Origin of the sequence: Pseudomonas sp. CFBP 8771, assembly GCF_014841695.1 — a bacterium.
In the GTDB taxonomy this organism is placed as follows: Bacteria; Pseudomonadota; Gammaproteobacteria; order Pseudomonadales; family Pseudomonadaceae; genus Aquipseudomonas; species Aquipseudomonas baltica.
This window is the reverse complement of sequence record NZ_JACYUJ010000003.1, coordinates 229,621-250,789: the sequence shown is the minus strand read 5'-3', so window position 1 is coordinate 250,789 and position 21,169 is coordinate 229,621. Positions and strand designations below refer to the sequence as shown.

Below are 21,169 nucleotides of genomic sequence, written 5' to 3'. Positions count from 1 at the left end.
GGGTCAATTCCTCACTGAACCGTGCCGGCGGGCGTGTTCAACAACACGATCGCGGCGGTCACCAGCATGTTGATCAGGGTCAGTGGCAGGCAGAACTTCCAGCTGAAATCCATTACCTGGTCGTAGCGAGGGCGCGGGATGGATGCGCGCAGCAGTACGAACAGCATGATGAAGAACGCGGTTTTCAGTGCGAACCAGACGAACGACAGTTGCGGCAGAATTCCGAACGGACCGTGCCAGCCGCCGAAGAACAGCGTCACCAGCAAGGCCGAGATCAGGATGATGCCGATGTATTCACCGACGAAGAACATGCCCCATTTCATGCCGGCGTATTCGATGTGGTAGCCGTCGGCCAGTTCCTGTTCCGCTTCCGGCTGGTCGAACGGATGACGGTGAGTCACCGCCACGCCGGCGACGAAGAAGGTACAGAAGCCGAAGAACTGCGGAATGATGAACCACAGGTTCTGCGCCTGGTACTCGACGATGTCGCGCATGTTGAAGGAACCGGCCTGGATCACGATGCCCATCAGCGACAGGCCCATGAACACTTCGTACGACACGGTCTGCGCGGAGGCCCGCAAGCTGCCCAGCAGGGCGTACTTGTTGTTGCTGGCCCAGCCGGCGAACAGCACGGCATACACCGACAGGCCGGCCATGGCGAAGAAGAACAGCAGCCCGATGTTCAGGTCCGCCACGCCCCAGGTGGGGGTGATCGGAATGATCGCGAAGGCGATCAGCAAGGCACTCATGGCCACCACCGGCGCCAGGGTGAAGATCACCTTGTCGACGAAGGGCGGGTTCCAGTCTTCCTTGAAGAACATCTTCAGCATGTCGGCGGCAATCTGGAACATACCGAACGGACCGACTCGGTTCGGGCCGTAGCGATCCTGCCACCAGCCCAGCAGGCGACGCTCGACGAAGCTGAGCAACGCGCCGCAGACGACCACCGCCAGCATGATGACCAAGGCCTTGACCACACCGATGATGATGTCGATCACTTCAGGGGTGAACCAGGTCATTGTGCTGCCTCCTGCAGGCCTTCGACGGATGCGCCGGCAAACGCCGGCGGGATGCCCGCCAGGCCAGCGGGCAGACCCACCAGGCCTGCGCCCAGTTCTTCACTGATGCGCAGCGGCAGGCGCAAGGCCCGGCCGGCGACGGTGAGGCTCAGCAGCGCGCCATCGTTGACGCCCAGACGATCCGCCTCGGATTTGGCCAACGCGACGTAGGGAGCCGGAATCCGCTCCTGCACCGGTGCGGAGCGGGAAGAGTTTTCTTCGCTGCCGAACAGGTGATAGAACGGCACTGCCTGCCAGGTGCCGCGAGCGGGCGAGAAGGCCGCCGGTACGCTGGCGAACCAGCCCAGGCCGTCGCCCTGGCTTTCGATCAGGCGTGTGCCTGGGTCACCGGCACGCAGATGGCCGCCCACTTCGTCCTGGAACTTGTTCCAGGCTTGTGGCGAGTTCCAGCCTGGCGACCAGGCGAATGGCACCTGCTGACGCGGCTCGGCCGAGCCCGAGTAGCCTTCCATGGAGAACGAGAAGGCGGTATCGGTATCCTGCGATGTCCGTGGCTCGTGCACGCTGATGTTGGCGCGCATGGCCGTGCGGCCGCTGTAGCGCAACGGCTCACGGGCCAGCTTCAGGCCCTTGATGCGGAACGAGGCCGAAGGCGCGGCATCGACGATGCGCGCCAGTGATGCAGCGCTGTTGGCCACCGCAGCGGTTACGTGGTCGAGCTGGGTCCAGTCCACCGGCTGGTTCAGCAGCGTGCTGCGCAGCGCGTGCAGCCAGCGCCAGCCTTCGTGGATCAGAATGCTGGCATCCAGGTAGACCGGATCGAACACCTGGAAGAACCGCTGGGCGCGGCCTTCCTGGCTGACCAGGGTGCCATCGCCTTCGGCGAAGCTGGCCGCCGGCAAGACCAGATGGGCGCGCTCGACGGTGCGGGTGTGCTGATGATCGGCAACGATGACCACCTTGGCAGCGTTCAGCGCGGCGTCCACCTTGGCGGCATCGACACGGGTGTACAAATCGTTTTCCAGGATCACCAATGCGTCGGCATGACCGTCGATCACGGCTTGCAGCGCGTCGTCCACCGACTCGCCGCCGAGCATTGCCAGGCCCATGCTGTTGGCTTCCGGCACGATCAGGCTCAGCGAGCCGGCCTTGTCGCGACCCTTCAAGGCCTTGGCGATGTTGCCTGCCGCCTCGATTAGGGCGTTGCAGCCCAGCGAAGTGCCGCTGATGACCAGCGGACGCTTGGCGGCCACCAGCGCATCGGCAATGCGCTGGGCCAGCTCGAGGGCTTCGGTGTCCAGGCCGCTGACGGCGGGTGCGCTGGGATCGATCGCATGGGCAACGGCGAAGCCGATGCGCGCCAGGTCTTCGGGCGCGGCGTGCACGCATTCTTCGGCGACGTCGTCCAGCTTGGTGTCGGTCAGGCTGGCGATGAACAATGGATGCAGCTCATGTTGACCGATGTTCTTAACGGCAGCGTCGAGCCACGGTTGAACGCGCATGGCCTCGGCCATAGCCTCTGCCTTGCCCTTCACCGATTGACGCAGTGCCAGCGCCATGCGCGCGGCGGTCTGGGTCAAGTCTTCGCCCAACACGAACACCGCGTCGTGGTCTTCGACCTCGCGCAGGCTCGGGATCGGCAACGGGCTGTTCTGCAGCACCTGCAAGGCCAGGCGGATGCGCGACAGCTCGCCGGCTTCGATACCGCTGTAGAAGTGCTTGGCACCGACCAGTTCCAGCAGGGCGTAGTTGCTTTCCAGGCTGGCCCGCGGCGAGCCGATGCCGACGATGTTGCGGCCGCGCAACAGCTCGGCAGCCTTGTCCAGCGCCTCGTCGAGGCTCAGCTTGCGGTTGCCTTCGGCCAGCAGCGGTTGCCGTGGGCGGTCGGTGCGGTTGACGTAGCCGTAGCCGAAGCGGCCACGGTCGCACAGGAAATAGTGGTTCACCGAACCGTTGTAGCGGTTCTCGATGCGGCGCAACTCACCGTAGCGCTCGCCCGGGCTGATGTTGCAACCGCTCGAGCAGCCATGGCAGATGCTCGGGGCAAACTGCATGTCCCACTTGCGGTTATAGCGCTCGGAGTGCGTCTTGTCGGTGAACACACCGGTCGGGCAGACCTCGGTGAGGTTGCCGGAAAACTCGCTTTCCAGGGTGCCGTCCTCGACCCGTCCGAAGTAGACGTTGTCGTGGGCGCCGAACACGCCCAGGTCGGTGCCGCCGGCGTAGTCCTTGTAGAAACGCACGCAGCGATAGCAGGCGATGCAGCGGTTCATCTCATGCGCGATGAACGGGCCCAGTTCCTGATTCTGGTGGGTGCGCTTGCTGAAACGATAGCGACGCTCGTTGTGACCGGTCATCACGGTCATGTCTTGCAGATGGCAGTGACCGCCTTCCTCGCAGACCGGGCAGTCGTGCGGGTGGTTGGTCATCAGCCATTCGACGACACTGGCGCGGAACGCCTTGGATTCGTCGTCTTCGATGGAGATCCAGGTGTTGTCGGTGGCGGGTGTCATGCACGACATGACGATGCGACCACGGGTGTCGTTCTCGTCGGTGTATTGCTTGACTGCGCACTGGCGGCAGGCGCCGACGCTGCCCAGCGCCGGGTGCCAGCAGAAATACGGGATGTCGAGGCCCAGCGACAGACAGGCCTGCAACAGGTTGTCTGCGCCATCGACCTCGAGCGCTTTGCCGTCTACGTGGATAGTGGCCATGGTTCAAGTTCTTCGTTGGCCCGTTGTCAGCGGGCGTGGCTAATGGAAATCTTGTCGTTCGCCCGGCGCAGCCGGAAAGGGCGCGTCAACGGGCGATACCGGCGGCACGGGCCGCCGGACGTGCTGTTGGTCAGGCGCCGGCCATGGTGGGTGTGGCCACCTGGGTCAGGCTGCCCGGCGTGACGGGCTTGATGCCCGCCTCGAACTCGGCACGGAAATATTTGATCGCGCTGCCCAAGGGCTCCACGGCGCCGGGCGCGTGCGCACAGAACGTCTTGCCGGGGCCGAGAAAACCGACCAGGCCCAGCAGGGTTTCGATATCCCCCGGCTGGCCGTTGCCGGTCTCGATGGCGCGCAGCAGCTTGACGCTCCACGGCAGGCCGTCGCGGCAAGGGGTACAGAAGCCACAGGACTCGCGCGAAAAGAACTCTTCCATGTTGCGCAGCAGGGACACCATGTTGACGCTGTCGTCCACGGCCATGGCCAGGCCGGTGCCCATGCGGGTACCGACCTTGCCGATGCCGCCGGCGTACATCTGCGCGTCGAGGTGCTCGGGCAGCAGGAAACCGGTGCCGGCGCCGCCTGGCTGCCAGCACTTGAGCGTGAAACCGTCGCGCATGCCGCCGGCATAGTCTTCGAACAACTCGCGGGCGGTGATGCCGAACGGCAGTTCCCACAGACCGGGGTTCTTGACCTTGCCGGAGAAGCCCATCAGCTTGGTGCCGTGGTCTTCACTGCCCGGCATGGCCAGGGCCTTGTACCAGTCGATGCCGTTGCCGACGATGGCCGGCACGTTGCACAGGGTTTCGACGTTGTTCACGCAAGTCGGCTTGCCCCACACGCCCACGGCGGCGGGGAAGGGCGGCTTGGACCGCGGGTTGGCGCGGCGGCCTTCCAGCGAATTGATCAGCGCGGTTTCTTCACCGCAGATGTAGCGGCCGGCACCGGTGTGCACGAACAGTTCGAAGTCGAAGCCCGAGCCCAGGATGTTCTTGCCCAGCAGGCCGGCGGCTTTCGCTTCCTGTACGGCACGATTCAGGTGCTTGGCAGCGGTGGTGTATTCGCCGCGCAGGAAGATGTAGCCACGGTAGGCCTTCAGCGCGCGCGCGGAAATCAGCATGCCTTCGATCAGCAGATGAGGCTGCTGCTCCATCAGCATGCGGTCCTTCCAGGTGTTGGGCTCCATTTCATCCGCGTTGCACAGCAGGTAGCGGATGTCCATGGATTCGTCTTTGGGCATCAGGCCCCATTTGACGCCGGTGGGGAAGCCCGCACCGCCGCGGCCCTTGAGGCCGGAATCCTTCACCGTCTGCACGATGTCGTCCTGCGACATGTCGGCAAATGCCTTGCGCGCGGCGCTGTAGCCGTCCTTGGCCTGGTACTCGTCGAGCCAGATCGGCTCGCCGTCGTCACGCAGGCGCCAGGTCAGCGGATGGGTTTCAGCGGCGCGGGCAATGGTATTGGCCGGGCCGAACGAGGTGAGCTTCATACGTAGCCCTCCAGCAGTTGGGCCACGCCAGCGGGCTGGACATCGCCAAAGGTATCGTCGTCGATCATCAGCGCCGGGGCCTTGTCGCAGTTGCCCAGGCAGCACACCGGCAGCAGGGTGAAGCGGCCGTCGGCGGTGGTCTGGCCCAAGCCGATGCCCAGCTTGCTCTGGATTTCGCTGACCACCGATTCATGCCCGCCGATGTAGCAGACCATCGAGTCGCAGACGCGAATGATGTGGCGGCCCACCGGCTGGCGGAAAATCTGGCTATAAAAGGTGGCCACGCCTTCGACGTCGCTGGCCGGAATGCCGAGCAGTTCGCCGATCGCGTACAGCGCGCCATCAGGCACCCAGCCGCGTTCCTTCTGGACGATCTTGAGGGCTTCGATAGACGCCGCGCGCGGGTCCTCGTAGTGGTGCAGCTCGTGCTCGATGGCCGAGCGCTCGGTTTCGCTCAGGGCGAAACGGTCTGTCTGGATGAGCGTGCTGTTCATGCTTAACGGTCCACGTCGGCCATAACGAAATCGATGCTACCCAGGTACGCGATCAAGTCCGCGACCATGCTGCCCTTGATCACCGAAGGGATCTGCTGCAGGTGCGGGTAGCTCGGGGTGCGTATGCGGGTACGGTAGCTCATGGTGCCGCCGTCGCTCGTCAGGTAATAGCTGTTGATGCCCTTGGTCGCTTCGATCATCTGGAAGGATTCGTTGGCCGGCATCACCGGGCCCCACGAAACCTGCAGGAAGTGCGTGATCAAGGTTTCGATGTGCTGCAGCGTGCGCTCCTTGGGCGGCGGCGTGGTCAGCGGGTGATCCGCCTTGTACGGGCCTTCGGGCATGTTGCGCATGCATTGGTCGATGATGCGGATGCTCTGGCGCATCTCTTCGACGCGGACCATGCAGCGGTCATAGGCATCGCCGTTGTGCGCGAGCGGCACTTCGAACTCGAAGTTCTCGTAGCCCGAATACGGACGCGCCTTGCGCAGGTCGAAATCGCAACCGGTGGAGCGCAGCCCGGCACCGGTGACGCCCCACTCCAGGGCTTCCTTGGTGTTGTAGGCGGCGACGCCAATGGTACGGCCCTTGAGGATGCTGTTCTGCAGCGCAGCCTTGGTGTATTCGTCGAGGCGCTTGGGCAGCCATTCGACGAAGTCCTTGACCAGCTTCTCCCAGCCGCGCGGCAGGTCGTGAGCCACGCCACCGATGCGGTACCAGGCCGGGTGCAGGCGGAAACCGGTGATGGCTTCGATCACCGTGTAGGCCTTCTGGCGGTCGGTGAAGGTGAAGAACACCGGGGTCATGGCGCCGACGTCCTGGATGTAGGTACCCAGGAACAGCAGGTGGCTGGTGATGCGGAAGAACTCGGCCATCATGATGCGGATGGTGTCGACCTTCTGCGGCACCTTGATGCCGGCCAGCTTCTCGACGGCCAGCACGTAGGGCAGGTTGTTCATCACCCCGCCCAGGTAGTCGATGCGGTCGGTGTAGGGGATGAAGCTGTGCCACGACTGGCGCTCGGCCATCTTCTCGGCACCACGGTGGTGGTAGCCGATGTCGGGCACGCAGTCGACGATTTCTTCGCCGTCCAGCTGCAGGATGATGCGGAATGCACCGTGCGCGGAAGGGTGGTTGGGGCCCAGGTTGAGGAACATGTAGTCCTCGTTGGTCCCGGAGCGTTTCATGCCCCAGTCCTCGGGCTTGAAGCGCGCGGCTTCCTCTTCCAGCTGCTGCTTGGCCAGGGTCAGGCTGTAGGGGTCGAACTCGGTCGCGCGCGCCGGGTAGTCCTTGCGCAGCGGGTGACCTTCCCAGGTCGGCGGCATCATGATGCGCGACAGGTGAGGGTGACCGGCGAAGTCGATGCCGAACATGTCCCAGACTTCACGCTCGTACCAGTTGGCGTTGGGCCAGATACCGGTGATGGTCGGCAGGTTCAGGTCGCCTTCGTTCAAGGCCACCTTGAGCATGACGTCGCTGTTACGCTCGACCGACAGCAGGTGGTAGAACACCGTGAAGTCGCCCGCGCCGGGGATGGCGCGGCGATGGGTGCGCAGGCGCTCGTCCACGCCGTGCAGGTCGTAGAGCATGCTGTACGGCTTGGACACGTTGCGCAGGAACGTGAGGATCTCGACCAGCTTGGCACGGGCCACCCACAGCACCGGCATGCCGGTACGGGTTTCCTGGGCGAGGAACGCCTCGGGGCCAAAGCGCTGGTTCAGTTCGACGACCACATCTTGGTCGTCAGCCTTGTAGGGCGGGATATACAGAGCGGTGTCCGCTGTTGTCATGGTCTCGGTCGCTATCGGTCAACTACGGTGTGAAGCCAGGGGTTCTCGGCCTGCATCGGCAGGCGTGACAAACGCTGGATCAGACTTCGTCGGGGCTGCGCAGGTGGGTTACCGCAATACGCTGTTCGCGGCGCTGTTCCTTCTGCGACGGCATCTCGGCGCGGTAGACGCCTTGATCACCGACGACCCAGGACAACGGGCGACGCTCCTGGCCAATCGACTCCTGCAACAGCATCAGGCCTTGCAGGAATGCTTCAGGGCGCGGCGGGCAGCCAGGCACGTAGACGTCCACGGGGAGGAACTTGTCGACCCCCTGGACCACCGAGTAGATGTCGTACATGCCACCGGAGTTGGCGCACGAACCCATGGAGATGACCCACTTGGGCTCGAGCATCTGCTCGTAGAGGCGCTGGATGATCGGCGCCATCTTGATGAAGCAGGTGCCGGCGATGACCATGAAGTCGGCCTGACGCGGCGAGGCCCGAATGACTTCGGCGCCGAAGCGGGCGATGTCATGGGGTGCCGTGAAGGCCGTGGTCATTTCCACGTAGCAGCACGAAAGACCGAAGTTGTACGGCCACAGGGAGTTCTTGCGACCCCAGTTGACCGCGCCGCTGAGGACGTCTTCGAGTTTGCCCATGAAGATGTTCTTGTGAACCTGATCTTCTAGGGGGTCGGAAACAGTTTCCCTGGTGCCGATGGGATACTGCTCGTTGGGAGCATCGGGGTCGATCCGGGTGAGATTGTATTGCATTGCCAAAGCCTCATTGTTTCAGCTTCGCCTGCCGCTTGCGACGAGCTTCCGGTGCCCAGTCAAGGGCGCCCACTCGGAACAGGTAGACAAGACCTGCCAACAGAATTGCTATGAAAACGAGAGCTTCGACGAATCCGGTCCAGCCGCTTTCGCGGACGGACACAGACCAGGCAAAGAGAAAAAGGGCTTCGATATCGAAGATCACGAACAGCATCGCGACCAGATAGAATTTGGCGGAAAGGCGCAGGCGGGCGCTGCCGACCGGCAGCATGCCGGATTCGAAAGGTTCGTTCTTGCTGCGTCCGAAGGCTTTGCTGCCCAGCAGGCTGGAGAGCCCGAGCATGAACGCACACAGACCGGCAACACCGAGAAGGAAGATGGCAAAGCCCCAGTTGTGGGCGATGAGTCCTGTCGAATCGGGCATGCTGGTTTCCTTGGCAGGGGCCGGGGCCTCTGGGTTGAATGAAGTGTCGCAGTGACGATATGTCGCAGCAGAATCAATCGCGATGATTTTATGGGTAAAAGCCGGGCAAGTAAATTTCGGATCGCAAATTAATTCGTATCATCACGCACATAGGCTTATTCAATGTAGCTCACTGAGAGGATTTAGGTGGGTGAAACACGAAAATATCAAGCAGGCCAAGCTTTTACCGTGAGTACGCGAATATCTTAATGATAACTAATATCATTTAGCGTCTTGGATTGACCATGCAAGTTGGCTCAATTAACTGTGCGCAGTGTTTTACCCGCTTATTCGGTTGCTGGCATTGCGCTGGATCAATCGGACGCATAAAAAAGCCGCCGGCAACTGCATGCGGCGGCTTTGGATTCAACACCCATCCCTGTGGAAGCGACGATGACCCTGTGGGAGCGGGTTCTACCCGCGAAGGTGACGCTGCGGTCTGGCGGGTACACCGCACCGAATTCTTCGCGGGCAGAGCCCGCTCCCACATTTACCTTGCCGCACAGGCACCTCGTCCCACAGACGCTGCGCCCTCGCGAGAGCAGCTTGCCTGTGGGATCAGTGGAACTGCTCTTCCTCGGTCGAGCCGGTCAGGGCGGTGACCGACGAGGCGCCGCCCTGGATCACGGTGGTCATGTCGTCGAAGTACCCGGTACCCACCTCCTGTTGGTGAGCGACGAAGGTGTAGCCCTTTTCGGCATCGGCGAATTCCTGCTCCTGCAGCTTCACATAGGCCGTCATGTCGTTGCGCGCGTAGTCGTGCGCCAGGCTGAACATGCCATGCCACATGTTGTGGATCCCGGCGAGGGTGATGAACTGATGCTTGTAGCCCATCGCCGACAGCTCGCGCTGGAATTTGGCGATGGTCGCGTCGTCCAGGTTCTTCTTCCAGTTGAAGGAAGGGGAGCAGTTGTAGGAAAGCAGCTGGTCCGGGTACTCGCGCTTTATGGCTTCGGCGAAGCGGCGCGCCTCATCAAGGTCCGGCTTGGCGGTTTCGCACCAGATGAGATCGGCATAGGGCGCGTAGGCCAGGCCGCGGGCGATTGCCTGATCGAGACCGGCACGTACCTTGTAGAAGCCTTCGGGTGTGCGGGTGCCGGTCACGAACGGCTGGTCGTAAGGGTCGCAGTCCGACGTCAGCAGGTCCGCTGCGTTCGCATCGGTGCGCGCCAGGATGATCGTCGGCACACCAGCGACATCGGCGGCCAGGCGCGCAGCGGTGAGTTTCTGAACGGCTTCCTGGGTCGGCACCAATACCTTGCCGCCCATGTGCCCGCATTTCTTCACCGAGGCCAACTGGTCCTCGAAGTGAACGCCGGCGGCGCCCGCTTCGATCATGTTCTTCATCAGTTCATAGGCATTGAGCACGCCGCCGAAGCCGGCTTCGGCATCGGCCACGATTGGCGCGAAGTAGTCGATATAGCCTTGGTCGCCCGGATTCTTGCCAGCCTTCCATTGGATCTGGTCGGCACGTCGGAACGAGTTGTTGATGCGCTTGACTACGGTCGGCACCGAGTCCACCGGGTACAGCGACTGGTCGGGGTACATCGATTCGGCCGAGTTGTTGTCTGCTGCAACCTGCCAGCCGGACAGGTAGATGGCCTGGATGCCGGCCTTGACCTGCTGCACGGCTTGGCCGCCGGTAAGTGCGCCCATGCAGTTGACGAAATCCTTGTCGGGGCGGAATGAAGGCTTGGCGCCCTGGGTCACCAGGTCCCACAGTTTTTCTGCGCCCAGGCGGGCCAGCGTGTGTTCGGGTTGGACCGAGCCGCGCAGGCGCACCACATCGGCGGGCGAGTAGTTGCGCGTCACACCTTTCCAGCGCGGATTTTCGGACCAGTCTTTTGCAAGGGCCGCTTCTTGTTGTTCGCGTGTCAGTGCCATGGAGATAAACCTCGTGCATAGGTTCGATGATGGGGTTGCTGCGCCAGGCGCTGCTTGTGCCGAACTGCCGGTCGGCCCTGACCGTGCGCCGCGCTTGCCTGGTTGGCAGAGACGCAGACCGGTGAGGGCGAGGCCATCATGCCCCATGGATTTTCTGCACGTCAAACGTTTTGTAGTGAAAATTATAAAGCACTACATATTTGCCGATTCCGCGACTGTAGAGTCAGTTTTCGAGGCGGCGGTCGCCGATTCGCGACAGGGGCAGCGCTGTCGCGACTCAGGCTCAGTCAAGGGTGTCGACCTTGACTCGAACGGTAGTGTCGTTACGCCCTTGGGTGCTGTATTGCCGGGCGATGCCCTGTTGGTTGATGCTCGAATGCTCGTTCATGCCGGCAACCGTGATCCACTCGCCGAGCCGGCCGCTGAGGGTCGATTGCGTACTTTGCACGTTAACCACGTCGGCCCTTTCCTGGCTCAGTCGGTCGTTGTTTGTAGCGATGTTGAGGTGCACTACATCGCCGGTCAGGCTGGCTGTCACGTAGAAACCCTGGGTGACATCGCGGTACTCGGTCTGCGCTTGCAGGCGACCGTAGGCGTCGGTGCCTGCAGTGGTCAGGGGTACGCTTTGGCCGATCTGGATGAGTGCCGGGCTGCCTTCGCTGGCCTGAACCTGCTGCACTCCGCCGCTGCGGTTGTCGGTGCCGTACTGGATGATGCGCGTAGTGCCACCTCCGTTGATGCGATAGCCGCGCTGGTTGGCGGTGTTGCTGTCGCTGGTGTCGACGCTGATCAGCAGGCGTCGCGCCGGCTTGTCCAATTGCTCGAGCAGTGCCGTGAGCTCGTCGAGCTTGTCGGGCTCGGCGTTGACCACCAGTTGGTTGCCGTAGGCTGCGACGCTGCCGTCTCGTCCCACCAGTTGTTGGGCGATGGGCAGGATATCGGCACTGGTGCGATAGTGAAGGGGCATGACCTGGGTAGCCGCCTGGGCACTGGGCATCAGGCACAACAGCAGGCTGGCGAGCAGAAGGTGCAGCGGCATGTCCGTGATCTCCGCATTGGATGTGCGGACAAGTATGGCATGCGCGCTGAATGTACAGGATGCAGCGTATCAGCCGAACCACGTCGCCGCTTTCGCGGCCGCTGACCGCCCAAAGGCGGATGCGAGCCTCCGTAGGAGCGGTCAGCGGCCGCGAAAGGGTCCCCGCAGTCCAGTAGGCGTATCACGATGCGCCGTTCGCGGCCGACGACCACGCTCACACGTGTCAGCTTGGACTGCGAACCATGTCCACATGGGGCAGGCCGGCTTCGAGAAACTCACCGCTGACGACGCGAAAGCCATGGTGTTCGTAGAACGTCGTGGCATGCACCTGAGCGCTGAGTTTCTGCTCGTGCAGGCCCAGTGCATTGGCATGGGCGATGACCGCTTGCAGCAACTTGTCGCCCACCCTCAGGCCGCGCCAGTCCTTGAGCACGGACACCCGGCCGATTTCACCGTCGGCGAGCAGGCGGGCAGTGCCCACCGCATAGTCGCCTTCGACGGCCAGGAAATGCACCGCGCTCAGATCGTCCTCGTCCCATTCCAGCTCGGCCGGAATCGCCTGCTCGGCGATGAACACCGCCTCGCGAATGCGCCGGATGTCGCGATTGTCCTTGTGCCAGTCAGCCACGCGCACGCCAATGCTATTCATCGATGGCGAACCCCAGGCTCCCTTGCTTCACCAGTTCGCAGAGCAGCGCGCGACCCTGTTCGTCGTGCATCCAGGGGCCCAGGTTGTCGATGTGCAAGGCGTCGGCCGCGCAGATCAGCTTCAACAGATCGCGCAGTTCGCCGGGCAACAAGCGGCTTTGGCCACTGGCGAACAACAACAGGTCTGCGTCGACTTCCGACCAGGCCAGGCGGGCGCTCGGGTTACGCACCAGCAGCGCACCCTGTTCCAGTTCGGCAAGCAGATCGGCCTCGGCCATGTCTTCGCCGGCGACCAGCTCCGGATAGCGCGGCTCGGTCATGAACTGGCCAAACCAGGTCAGCAACAGGCGCTCGTCGCTCATGTGCTCGGCCAGCAGGCGCTTGAGCCGATCCAGGGCGTCGTGCTGGATCTGGTGCGGGTCGGCCGCAGGCACGGCATCGGCGTCGCTGTAGCGCTCTTCGTCCGGCAGGAACTGGCTGAGGAAGTCGGTGAAGTGAGTCAGCACTTCGGCAGCGCTCGGTGCACGGAAACCGACCGAATAGGTCATGCAATCGTCCACGGCAACGCCGCAATGGGCCAGGCGCGGCGGCAGATAGAGCATGTCGCCGGGCTCCAGGGTCCACTCTTCGCTCTGCTGGAAGTCGGCCAGGATGCGCAGATCCGGATGATCGAGCAGCGGGCTCTGCGAATCGCACATCTGCCCGACCTTCCAGTTGCGCTTGCCCAGGCCCTGCAGCAGAAACACGTCGTAGTTGTCGAAGTGCGGACCCACACCGCCGCCCGGCGCGGCAAAGCTGATCATGACGTCATCGATGCGCCAGCTCGGCAGAAAGCGGAAGTGCTCCAGCAGCTCGGCAACTTCCGGGACGAACTGGTCCACGGCCTGGACCAGCAGGGTCCACTCGGTTTCCGGCAGCTTGCTGAATTCATCTTCGGCGAAGGGGCCGCGGCGCATTTCCCATGGCTGGGCGCCGTGCTCGATGACGATCCGCGACTCGACTTCTTCCTCGAGCGCCAGGCCGGCGAGTTCATCGGCGCTCAGCGGATTTTCGAAATCGGTGAAGGCCTGGCGTACCAGCAGGGGTTTCTTCTGCCAGTAGTCGCGCAGGAATTCAGCGGCAGTCAGGCCGCCCAGTATTTGAAGTGGGGTATTAGCTTTCATGTGTAACCTGCTGAATTATATTGCTTTTATAACTGGAATAAAAACGCCCGGCGAGGCCGGGCGTCAAAGCGTCGGTAGCGAATGTCAGACGCGCTTGGCCTGCGCTGCTGCATTGCCTATGTAATTCGCCGGGGTCAGTTGTTTGAGTTCGGCCTTGGCTTCTTCAGGCATGTCCAGCCCGTCGATGAAGGTCTGCAGAGCTTGTGGGCCGATGCCCTTGCCGCGGGTCAGTTCCTTGAGCTTCTCGTACGGATTCTCGATGTCGTAGCGGCGCATGACCGTCTGAATGGGCTCGGCCAGCACTTCCCAGCAAGCGTCCAGATCTTCAGCTATTTTCTGAGTATTGATCTCTAACTTGCTGATTCCCTTGAGACTTGCTTCGTAGGCGATCACGCTGTGGGCGAAACCGACACCGAGGTTGCGCAGCACGGTGGAGTCGGTCAAATCGCGCTGCCAGCGCGAGATCGGCAGCTTGCTGGCCAGGTGCTGGAACAGCGCGTTGGCGATACCCAGGTTGCCTTCGGAGTTCTCGAAGTCGATCGGATTGACCTTGTGCGGCATCGTCGAGGAACCGATTTCGCCAGCGATGGTGCGCTGCTTGAAATAGCCCAGGGAGATGTAGCCCCAGATATCACGATCGAAATCGATGAGGATGGTGTTGAAGCGGGCGATCGCGTCGAACAGCTCGGCAATGTAGTCATGCGGCTCGATCTGCGTGGTGTAGGGATTGAAGCCCAGGCCCAGTTCGTCTTCGATGAAGGCGCGGGCATTGGCTTCCCAGTCGATCTGCGGGTAGGCCGACAGGTGCGCGTTGTAGTTGCCTACCGCGCCGTTGATCTTGCCCAGCAGGGGCACGGCTGCCACCTGCGCGATCTGCCGCTCCAGGCGGTACACCACGTTCGCCAGCTCCTTGCCCAGGGTCGTCGGCGAAGCCGGCTGGCCATGGGTGCGCGACAGCATCGGCACGTCGGCGAAGCGATGGGCCAGCTCGCGGATCGACCCGGCGATCTGGCGCATCAGCGGCAGCATCACATCGTCGCGGCCTTCGCGCAGCATCAGCGCGTGGGACAGGTTGTTGATGTCCTCGCTGGTGCAGGCGAAATGGATGAACTCGCTGACCTTGGCCAGTTCCGGCAGCTTGGCAGCCTGCTCCTTGAGCAGGTACTCGATGGCCTTGACGTCGTGGTTGGTGGTGCGCTCGATTTCCTTGACGCGCTCGGCGTGCTCCAGGGCGAAATCACTGGCAAGCACATCCAGTACGGCGTTGGCCTCTGCCGAGAAAGCCGGTACTTCGGCGATTTGCGGGTGCGCGGCCAGGCGCTGCAACCAGCGCACTTCGACCAGAGCGCGGAAGCGAATCAGGCCGTACTCGCTGAAAATGGTGCGAAGGGCCTGGGTTTTGCCGGCGTAGCGGCCGTCTACAGGGGAAACCGCAGTGAGCGAAGAAAGCTGCATGGGTATTCTCGGACAGTCGGGCTTTGAAAAGGGCGCGAATTATACATGAAAAAAGCCGGTTGGGCGGCCCGGGCCAACCCTCCGGTCGTTCATCCGCGCATCAGGGGGTACAGCTCTCGCAACAGCTTGCGGCGGCTGATCACCAGCTGCCAGCGATGCCCGCCCAATTGTCGCCACAGGCGTGCGGCACGGATGCCGGCCAGCAGCAGGGCACGAATCTTGGAAGCGTTGTTGGGCTGCTGCAGGTGGCGCGTATCGCCATGCACCTGGATGCGTTGGCGCAGCGTGCTCAGGGTGTCCTGGTACAGCGCACCAGTGGCGGCGATGACGTTTTCATGACCCTGGCCGAAGTGCTCGACCTGGTTCTGGATCTGCGGAATGCGTTTGCCGATGATCTCCAGCATCTCGCCGCGCTTGGCCAGCTGCCGCTCCAGGCCCAGCATCGACAGCGCGTAGCGCAGCGGCTCGCGCTGCAGGCTGCCGGGGTCTCGCTCCAGCGCGCTGGACAGCGCGCCATAACCTTCGCGCAGATGGCTGTCGTCGCCACCGAACACTTCAAGCGTGTTCTGCGGATCGACCACCAGCAGGCTGCCCAGCAGGCAGGCGACGTCAGCCTCGGCGGCGGAACCGGTCTTGGCGATACGGTCGACCAGCACCGCCGCCTGGAACACCGCGCCCAGGGCTACCAATTGTTCCTGCAGGTTGTTCATGGCTGGCTCCAGGGCTCGGCGACTTCGATGACGCCGCCACCCAGGCAGATTTCGCCGTCGTAGAACACCACCGACTGACCTGGGGTGACAGCCCGTTGCGGCTCGTCGAATACCGCGCGATAGCCCTCGGCGGTGCGTTCCAGGGTGCATGCCTGGTCGCTTTGACGATAGCGAACCTTGGCCGTCAGGCGCCGCGGCTCGGCCAGGTCCACCGGGTTCACCCAGTAGATTTCCGAAGCGAGCAGGGCGCCGGAAAACAGCAGCGGATGCTCGTTGCCCTGGCCCACGATCAATTCGTTGGCGACCAGGTCCTTGGCCAGCACGTACCACGGGTCGTCACCGGCGTCCTTGAGGCCGCCGATACCCAGCCCCTGGCGCTGGCCGATGGTGTGGTACATCAAGCCGTGGTGACGGCCGATGACCTCGCCGCTGGTGGTCTTGATCTCGCCTGGCTGCGCTGGCAGGTACTGCTTGAGAAAGTCGCTGAAGCGGCGTTCGCCGATGAAGCAGATGCCGGTGGAATCCTTTTTCTTAGCGGTCGCCAGGCCGTGCATTTCCGCGATGGCGCGCACTTCGGGCTTTTCCAGTTCGCCCACGGGAAACAGCGTGCGGGCGATCTGCTCACCGCCGACGGCGTGCAGGAAGTAGCTCTGGTCCTTGTTCGGGTCCAGGCCCTTGAGCAGTTGCGTCTGCCCGTCGCTGTCGCGGCGACGCACGTAGTGGCCGGTGGCAATCAGGTCGGCGCCCAGCATCAGTGCGTAGTCCAGGAACGCCTTGAACTTGATCTCGCGGTTGCACAGGATGTCCGGGTTTGGCGTACGGCCGGCCTTGTACTCCTCGAGGAAGTGCTCGAAGACGTTGTCCCAGTATTCAGCCGCGAAGTTGGCGGTGTGCAGCTTGATGCCCAGCTTGTCGCAAACGGCCTGGGCATCCGCCAGGTCCTCACGCGCCGTGCAGTATTCGGTTCCGTCGTCTTCCTCCCAGTTCTTCATGAACAGGCCTTCCACGTGGTAGCCCTGCTCCATCAGCAGTAGGGCGGAAACGGAAGAGTCGACGCCGCCGGACATGCCGACGATGACGCGCTGTTTTGCGCAGTGGCGGGGAGCTGGCTCACGCATGGGATTCGATGGGGTCTCTGAAAAGGACGCGATTCTAACAGGGTAAGCTGCAAAACGCTCAGGTGCGAATCAGCCCCAGGCTGTGCAGCGGTCCGTTCAGGTAGTCGTCCAGGCATTGCATGACCAGCTCGCTGCGCAGTCGATGGCCCTGTGCGGCCAGCTCGTCGCGGGTCAGCCAGGTGGTGCCGCTGATGTCCGGATCCAGTTCGAGCTCGGGGTTGAGGTGCAGGGGGCGTGCACTGAAGCAGATGCGCTGGTAGGTCACGCCGTTGCTGGGCGCCGTGTACAGGTAGATGCCGACCACGCCGGTCAGCTCGACGTCCCAGGCAGTTTCTTCGAGGGTCTCGCGCAGGGCGGCTTGCATGAGGTTTTCGTCAGGCTCGAGATGGCCGGCAGGCTGGTTGAGCACCAAACGTCCGCCTTTCATTTCCTCGACGAACAGAAAACGCCCGCTGTCCTCGATGATAGTGGCGACAGTGATATGCGGTTGCCAGGTCATGATGGAATCTCCCATTGATGGACCCCTCGTAGGAGCGGTCCGTGGCCGCGAACCCGGCACCGCGGTGCATCGGTCGATTCGCGTTGCTCCTTTCGCGGCCGATGACCGCTCCTACGGGCGCATGCGATCTTCCGTAGGAGCGGTCCGTGGCCGCGAACCAGGCGCCGCGGTGCATCAGACAGTTCGCGTTGCTCCTTTCGGGGCCGATGACCGCTCCTACGGGCGCATGCGATCTTCCGTAGGAGCGGTCCGTGGCCGCGAACCAGAGGCGCCGCGGTGCATCAGACAATTCGCGTTGCTCCTTTCGGGGCCGATGACCGCTCCTACGGGAGATCGCCTGCGCTGAAAAAGTCAGCCCCGGCACAGGGCCAGGGCTGGGGGTGTTACCGGTTCAAACCTTACACCAGCGAAGCGATCGCGGCGTTCAGGGTTTCGCTGGGGCGCATGGCCTTGCGGGTCAGTTCGGCATCGGCATGGTAGTAGCCGCCGATGTCCACTGGCTTGCCCTGCACGGCGTTGAGCTCGGCGACGATCTTCGCCTCGTTCTCGGCCAGGGTCTTGGCCAGCGGCGCGAACTGTGCCTGCAAGGCAGCGTCCTCGTTCTGCTCGGCCAGGGCCTGGGCCCAGTACAGTGCCAGGTAGAAGTGGCTGCCACGGTTGTCGATGTTGCCGACCTTGCGCGATGGCGACTTGTTGTTGTCGAGGAATTGGCCGGTGGCCTTGTCCAGGGTTGCCGCCAGTACCAGCGCCTTGGGGTTGTCGTAGGTGCTGCCCAGGTGCTCCAGCGAAGCGGCCAGGGCCAGGAACTCACCCAGGGAATCCCAGCGCAGGAAGTTTTCTTCGACCAGTTGCTGCACGTGCTTGGGCGCCGAACCGCCAGCGCCGGTTTCGAACAGGCCGCCGCCATTCATCAGCGGCACGATCGAAAGCATCTTGGCGCTAGTGCCCAGCTCCATGATCGGGAACAGGTCGGTCAGGTAGTCGCGCAGCACGTTGCCGGTCACTGAAATGGTGTCTTGCCCGGCACGAATGCGCTTGAGCGAGAAGGCCATGGCATCGACCGGCGACATGATCTGGATGTCCAGGCCATTGGTGTCGTGGTCTTTCAGGTATTTCTGCACCTTGTCGATCATCACCGCGTCGTGGGCGCGTGCCGGGTCGAGCCAGAACACGGCAGGGGTGCTGCTGGCACGGGCGCGGTTGACGGCGAGCTTGACCCAGTCCTGGATCGGCGCGTCCTTGGTCTGGCACATGCGGAACACGTCACCAGTCTCGACCTTCTGCTCCATGAGCACGCGGCCATTGCTGTCGCTGACGCGGACCACGCCGTCGGCGGCAATCTGGAAGGTCTTGTCGTGGGAACCGTATTCCTCGGCTTTCTGCGCCATCAGGCCCACGTTGGGCACGCTGCCCATGGTGGTCGGATCGAATGCACCGTGCTTCTTGCAGTCTTCGATGGCGGCCTGGTAGATGCTGGCGTAGCAGCGATCCGGGATCAGGGCCTTGGTATCCTGCAGCACACCTTCGGTGTTCCACATCTTGCCCGAGTCGCGGATCATGGCCGGCATCGAGGCATCGACGATGACGTCGCTGGGCACGTGCAGGTTGGTGATGCCCTTGTCGGAGTTGACCATGGCCAGGGCAGGGCGCGTGGCATAGACGGCCTGGACGTCGGCTTCGATCTGCGCCTGCTGCTCCGCGGGCAGCGACTTGATGCGCGAGTACAGGTCACCGATGCCGTTGTTCAGGTTGAAACCTACCTGCTCCAGCACGTCGGCGTGCTTGTCCAGCGCCTCCTGATAGAACTCGGCGACGATCTGGCCGAACATGATCGGATCGGAGACCTTCATCATGGTGGCTTTGAGGTGAACGGAGAACAGCACGCCCTGTTTCTTGGCGTCCTCGATCTCGGCGGCCACGAAGGCGCGCAGGGCTTTTTTGCTCAGCGCGGCGCAGTCGATGATCTCGCCAGCCAGGACCTTGGTCTTTTCCTTCAATACGGTGGTGCTGCCGTCGCTGCCGACCAGCTCGATCTTGACGCTGCCGTCGGCTTCGATCAGGGCACTTTTCTCGCTGCCGTAGAAATCGCCGCTGCTCATGTGCGCAACGTGGGACTTCGAGTCGGCGGCCCAGGCGCCCATCTTGTGCGGGTGCTTGCGCGCATAGTTCTTGACCGACAGTGGTGCACGGCGGTCGGAGTTGCCTTCACGCAGTACCGGGTTCACGGCGCTGCCCTTGACCTTGTCGTAGCGGGCGCGGGTGTCCTTGTCGGCATCCGACTCGGCGCTGTCTGGGTAGTCGGGCAGGTCGAAGCCTTGGTCTTGCAGCTCTTTGATCGCCGCCTTCAATTGCGGTACCGAAGCGCTGATGTTCGGCAGCTTGATGATGTTGGCTTCAGGCGTGGTGGCCAGGGTGCCCAGCTCGGCGAGATCGTCCGGCACGGGTTTGCCGGCCTGCAGACGCTCGGGAAAGCTTGAAAGGATGCGCGCCGCCAGGGAGATGTCGCGGGTCTCGACGGCGATGTCCGAAGAAGCGGTGAAGGCTTCGATGATCGGCAGCAGCGAATAGGTGGCCAGGGCTGGCGCTTCGTCGGTGAAGGTGTAGATGATCTTTGAGCGGGTGGGCATAATCGAATTAACTCTCTTCTTTGCTGAGCGTGCACAGAATCTCGAGATGCGCAGGATAGGCGCTTTCGCTCGTTGTCATCAATGAGGCGAAAAATCGAGCATTGGTCGCGGTGATGTGGGATGCATCAGTAGAGCGTCAAGCGGTCGACCGGCAACAACGGCCCTCACGCGACTCGCATGGGCAGTGCACGCGGGCGGACCGGTCCGACCAAGGTGACCCTGCGGTCACTGCGGCAGTATACCACTGGTCGCGGCGATGAATACTGTGTAGGGGGCACAAAGCTGGGCGGGTCGGCAGCTGCCGGAAACGAAACAGGCCATCCGTGTGGATGGCCTGTCCGGGTGCACATTCGCAGCAATGACGGCGAGCAAGCGCTCACGTTGCCCGGCATGCGCCCGAGGAACGCTTGCTCGCGATCACTGTTCCTGCGCCGCGATCATGCGTTCGCGGACTCCCTTGCCTCTTCTTTGGTCGTCGCAGCGCTTGCTTGCGTGACTTCGGCCTCTACCGTCTTGATGGCCACGGCGTGCAGCCCCTTAGGTCCCTGTGAAATCTCGAAGGAAACGGCCTGGCCAGCCTTCAGCGTCTTGTAACCCTCCATGGCGATGGCGGAGAAATGGGCGAAAAGATCCTCGGTCTGACCGTCTTCGATAATGAAGCCGTAGCCCTTGGCATTGTTGAACCACTTGACTTTACCACTGCGCATACCCATATCCCTCTGCAAAGGACTCCAGCTCTGGAGTATCATCCACTTCGTGCGCAACACAACCGATTGAAAAAATTTGGTTGACTGCGCGGACCTTTCTTCCCCAATGTGGGTTCTACTGTTTGTAACACCGTTTTGCCGATAGTCAAGGTCATGCGGCGACCGAGTCAAAATTCGGTCACAAGGTCAACCCACCACTTCTATTCGCTCAACGATGAATCTTCTTTCCATGCATGCATTCAGTCAGATTCGACTAACCTTCAATCAAGACCGCCCGCAGTCGCACGAGGACGATTCGGCAGGCATTGCCGTCCAGGAATCCAAGCCTGCATTGCAGGCCCCACCGATGTATAAGGTGGTTCTGTTCAACGACGACTACACCCCGATGGATTTCGTCGTCGAGATCCTCGAGGTTTTCTTCAATCTGAATCGTGAGCTGGCGACCAAGGTCATGCTGGCCGTCCATACAGAAGGACGGGCAGTATGCGGATTGTTTACCCGAGACATCGCCGAAACCAAGGCCATGCAGGTCAACCAGTACGCCAGGGAAAGCCAGCATCCGCTACTCTGTGAAATCGAGAAGGACGGTTAACGCC

At 62.5% G+C, this 21,169-nt stretch carries 18 protein-coding genes; 1 reads left to right on the top strand and 17 read right to left on the bottom strand.

The window, feature by feature from the left end; genetic code table 11:
* Positions 1–11 precede the first annotated feature (11 nt).
* From nuoH to cspD, 17 genes are all read right to left on the bottom strand, one after another.
* Positions 12–1,019 carry an NADH-quinone oxidoreductase subunit NuoH gene (gene nuoH / locus IFT80_RS08665; protein ID WP_122477741.1) on the bottom strand — a complete coding sequence of 336 codons (1,008 nt, stop codon included), beginning with the start codon at positions 1,017–1,019 and terminating at the stop codon, positions 12–14.
* A complete protein-coding gene (nuoG, locus tag IFT80_RS08660) occupies positions 1,016–3,733 on the bottom strand; it encodes an NADH-quinone oxidoreductase subunit NuoG (protein ID WP_192137300.1) in 2,718 nt (905 codons plus the stop codon). Before nuoG ends, nuoH begins: the two co-directional genes overlap by 4 nt.
* A 130-nt stretch (positions 3,734–3,863) precedes the next feature.
* Entirely contained in the window at positions 3,864–5,222 is a 1,359-nt protein-coding gene (gene nuoF / locus IFT80_RS08655; protein WP_122477744.1) for an NADH-quinone oxidoreductase subunit NuoF, read from the bottom strand.
* Positions 5,219–5,716 (bottom strand): NADH-quinone oxidoreductase subunit NuoE, encoded by a 498-nt coding sequence (gene nuoE, locus IFT80_RS08650; RefSeq protein WP_122477746.1) that lies wholly within the window; start codon positions 5,714–5,716, stop codon positions 5,219–5,221. Before nuoE ends, nuoF begins: the two co-directional genes overlap by 4 nt.
* Before the next feature lie 2 nt (positions 5,717–5,718).
* Positions 5,719–7,506: an NADH-quinone oxidoreductase subunit C/D gene (nuoC, locus tag IFT80_RS08645; protein ID WP_122477748.1), complete on the bottom strand. Its 1,788-nt coding sequence runs from the start codon at positions 7,504–7,506 to the stop codon at positions 5,719–5,721.
* Between the two features lie 79 nt (positions 7,507–7,585).
* Complete coding sequence (locus IFT80_RS08640) at positions 7,586–8,260, bottom strand: NuoB/complex I 20 kDa subunit family protein (RefSeq protein WP_122477749.1); 675 nt, start codon at positions 8,258–8,260, stop codon at positions 7,586–7,588.
* 10 nt (positions 8,261–8,270) lie between these two features.
* Positions 8,271–8,684, bottom strand: coding sequence for an NADH-quinone oxidoreductase subunit A (locus IFT80_RS08635; protein ID WP_043190089.1), 414 nt, complete (start codon positions 8,682–8,684; stop codon positions 8,271–8,273).
* Positions 8,685–9,281: 597 nt separating this feature from the next.
* A complete protein-coding gene (gene aceA, locus IFT80_RS08630; RefSeq protein WP_122477751.1) occupies positions 9,282–10,607 on the bottom strand; it encodes an isocitrate lyase in 1,326 nt (441 codons plus the stop codon).
* A gap of 283 nt (positions 10,608–10,890) precedes the next feature.
* Entirely contained in the window at positions 10,891–11,646 is a 756-nt protein-coding gene (locus IFT80_RS08625) for a secretin N-terminal domain-containing protein (protein WP_192137298.1), read from the bottom strand.
* Positions 11,647–11,869: 223 nt separating this feature from the next.
* Positions 11,870–12,295: a GNAT family N-acetyltransferase gene (locus IFT80_RS08620; RefSeq protein WP_192055321.1), complete on the bottom strand. Its 426-nt coding sequence runs from the start codon at positions 12,293–12,295 to the stop codon at positions 11,870–11,872.
* A complete protein-coding gene (locus IFT80_RS08615) occupies positions 12,288–13,457 on the bottom strand; it encodes a ribosomal protein uL16 3-hydroxylase (RefSeq protein ID WP_122477757.1) in 1,170 nt (389 codons plus the stop codon). Before IFT80_RS08615 ends, IFT80_RS08620 begins: the two co-directional genes overlap by 8 nt.
* An 84-nt stretch (positions 13,458–13,541) precedes the next feature.
* A complete protein-coding gene (gene purB, locus IFT80_RS08610; RefSeq protein WP_122477758.1) occupies positions 13,542–14,912 on the bottom strand; it encodes an adenylosuccinate lyase in 1,371 nt (456 codons plus the stop codon).
* Between the two features lie 89 nt (positions 14,913–15,001).
* Entirely contained in the window at positions 15,002–15,622 is a 621-nt protein-coding gene (gene hflD, locus IFT80_RS08605) for a high frequency lysogenization protein HflD (RefSeq protein WP_122477760.1), read from the bottom strand.
* Positions 15,619–16,740 (bottom strand): tRNA 2-thiouridine(34) synthase MnmA, encoded by a 1,122-nt coding sequence (mnmA, locus tag IFT80_RS08600; RefSeq protein WP_192137296.1) that lies wholly within the window; start codon positions 16,738–16,740, stop codon positions 15,619–15,621. The genes hflD and mnmA overlap by 4 nt, the downstream gene beginning before the upstream one ends.
* 58 nt (positions 16,741–16,798) lie before the next feature.
* Entirely contained in the window at positions 16,799–17,239 is a 441-nt protein-coding gene (locus IFT80_RS08595; RefSeq protein WP_192103547.1) for an NUDIX hydrolase, read from the bottom strand.
* Between the two features lie 398 nt (positions 17,240–17,637).
* Positions 17,638–19,866 (bottom strand): NADP-dependent isocitrate dehydrogenase, encoded by a 2,229-nt coding sequence (locus tag IFT80_RS08590; RefSeq protein ID WP_192055317.1) that lies wholly within the window; start codon positions 19,864–19,866, stop codon positions 17,638–17,640.
* Between the two features lie 437 nt (positions 19,867–20,303).
* Positions 20,304–20,579, bottom strand: a complete 276-nt coding sequence (cspD, locus tag IFT80_RS21720) for a cold shock domain-containing protein CspD (protein ID WP_122478252.1) — start codon at positions 20,577–20,579, stop codon at positions 20,304–20,306.
* A gap of 223 nt (positions 20,580–20,802) precedes the next feature.
* Between cspD and clpS the strand changes: the two genes are divergently transcribed.
* Positions 20,803–21,165 (top strand): ATP-dependent Clp protease adapter ClpS, encoded by a 363-nt coding sequence (clpS, locus tag IFT80_RS08580; RefSeq protein ID WP_043190060.1) that lies wholly within the window; start codon positions 20,803–20,805, stop codon positions 21,163–21,165.
* Positions 21,166–21,169: the final 4 nt, after the last annotated feature.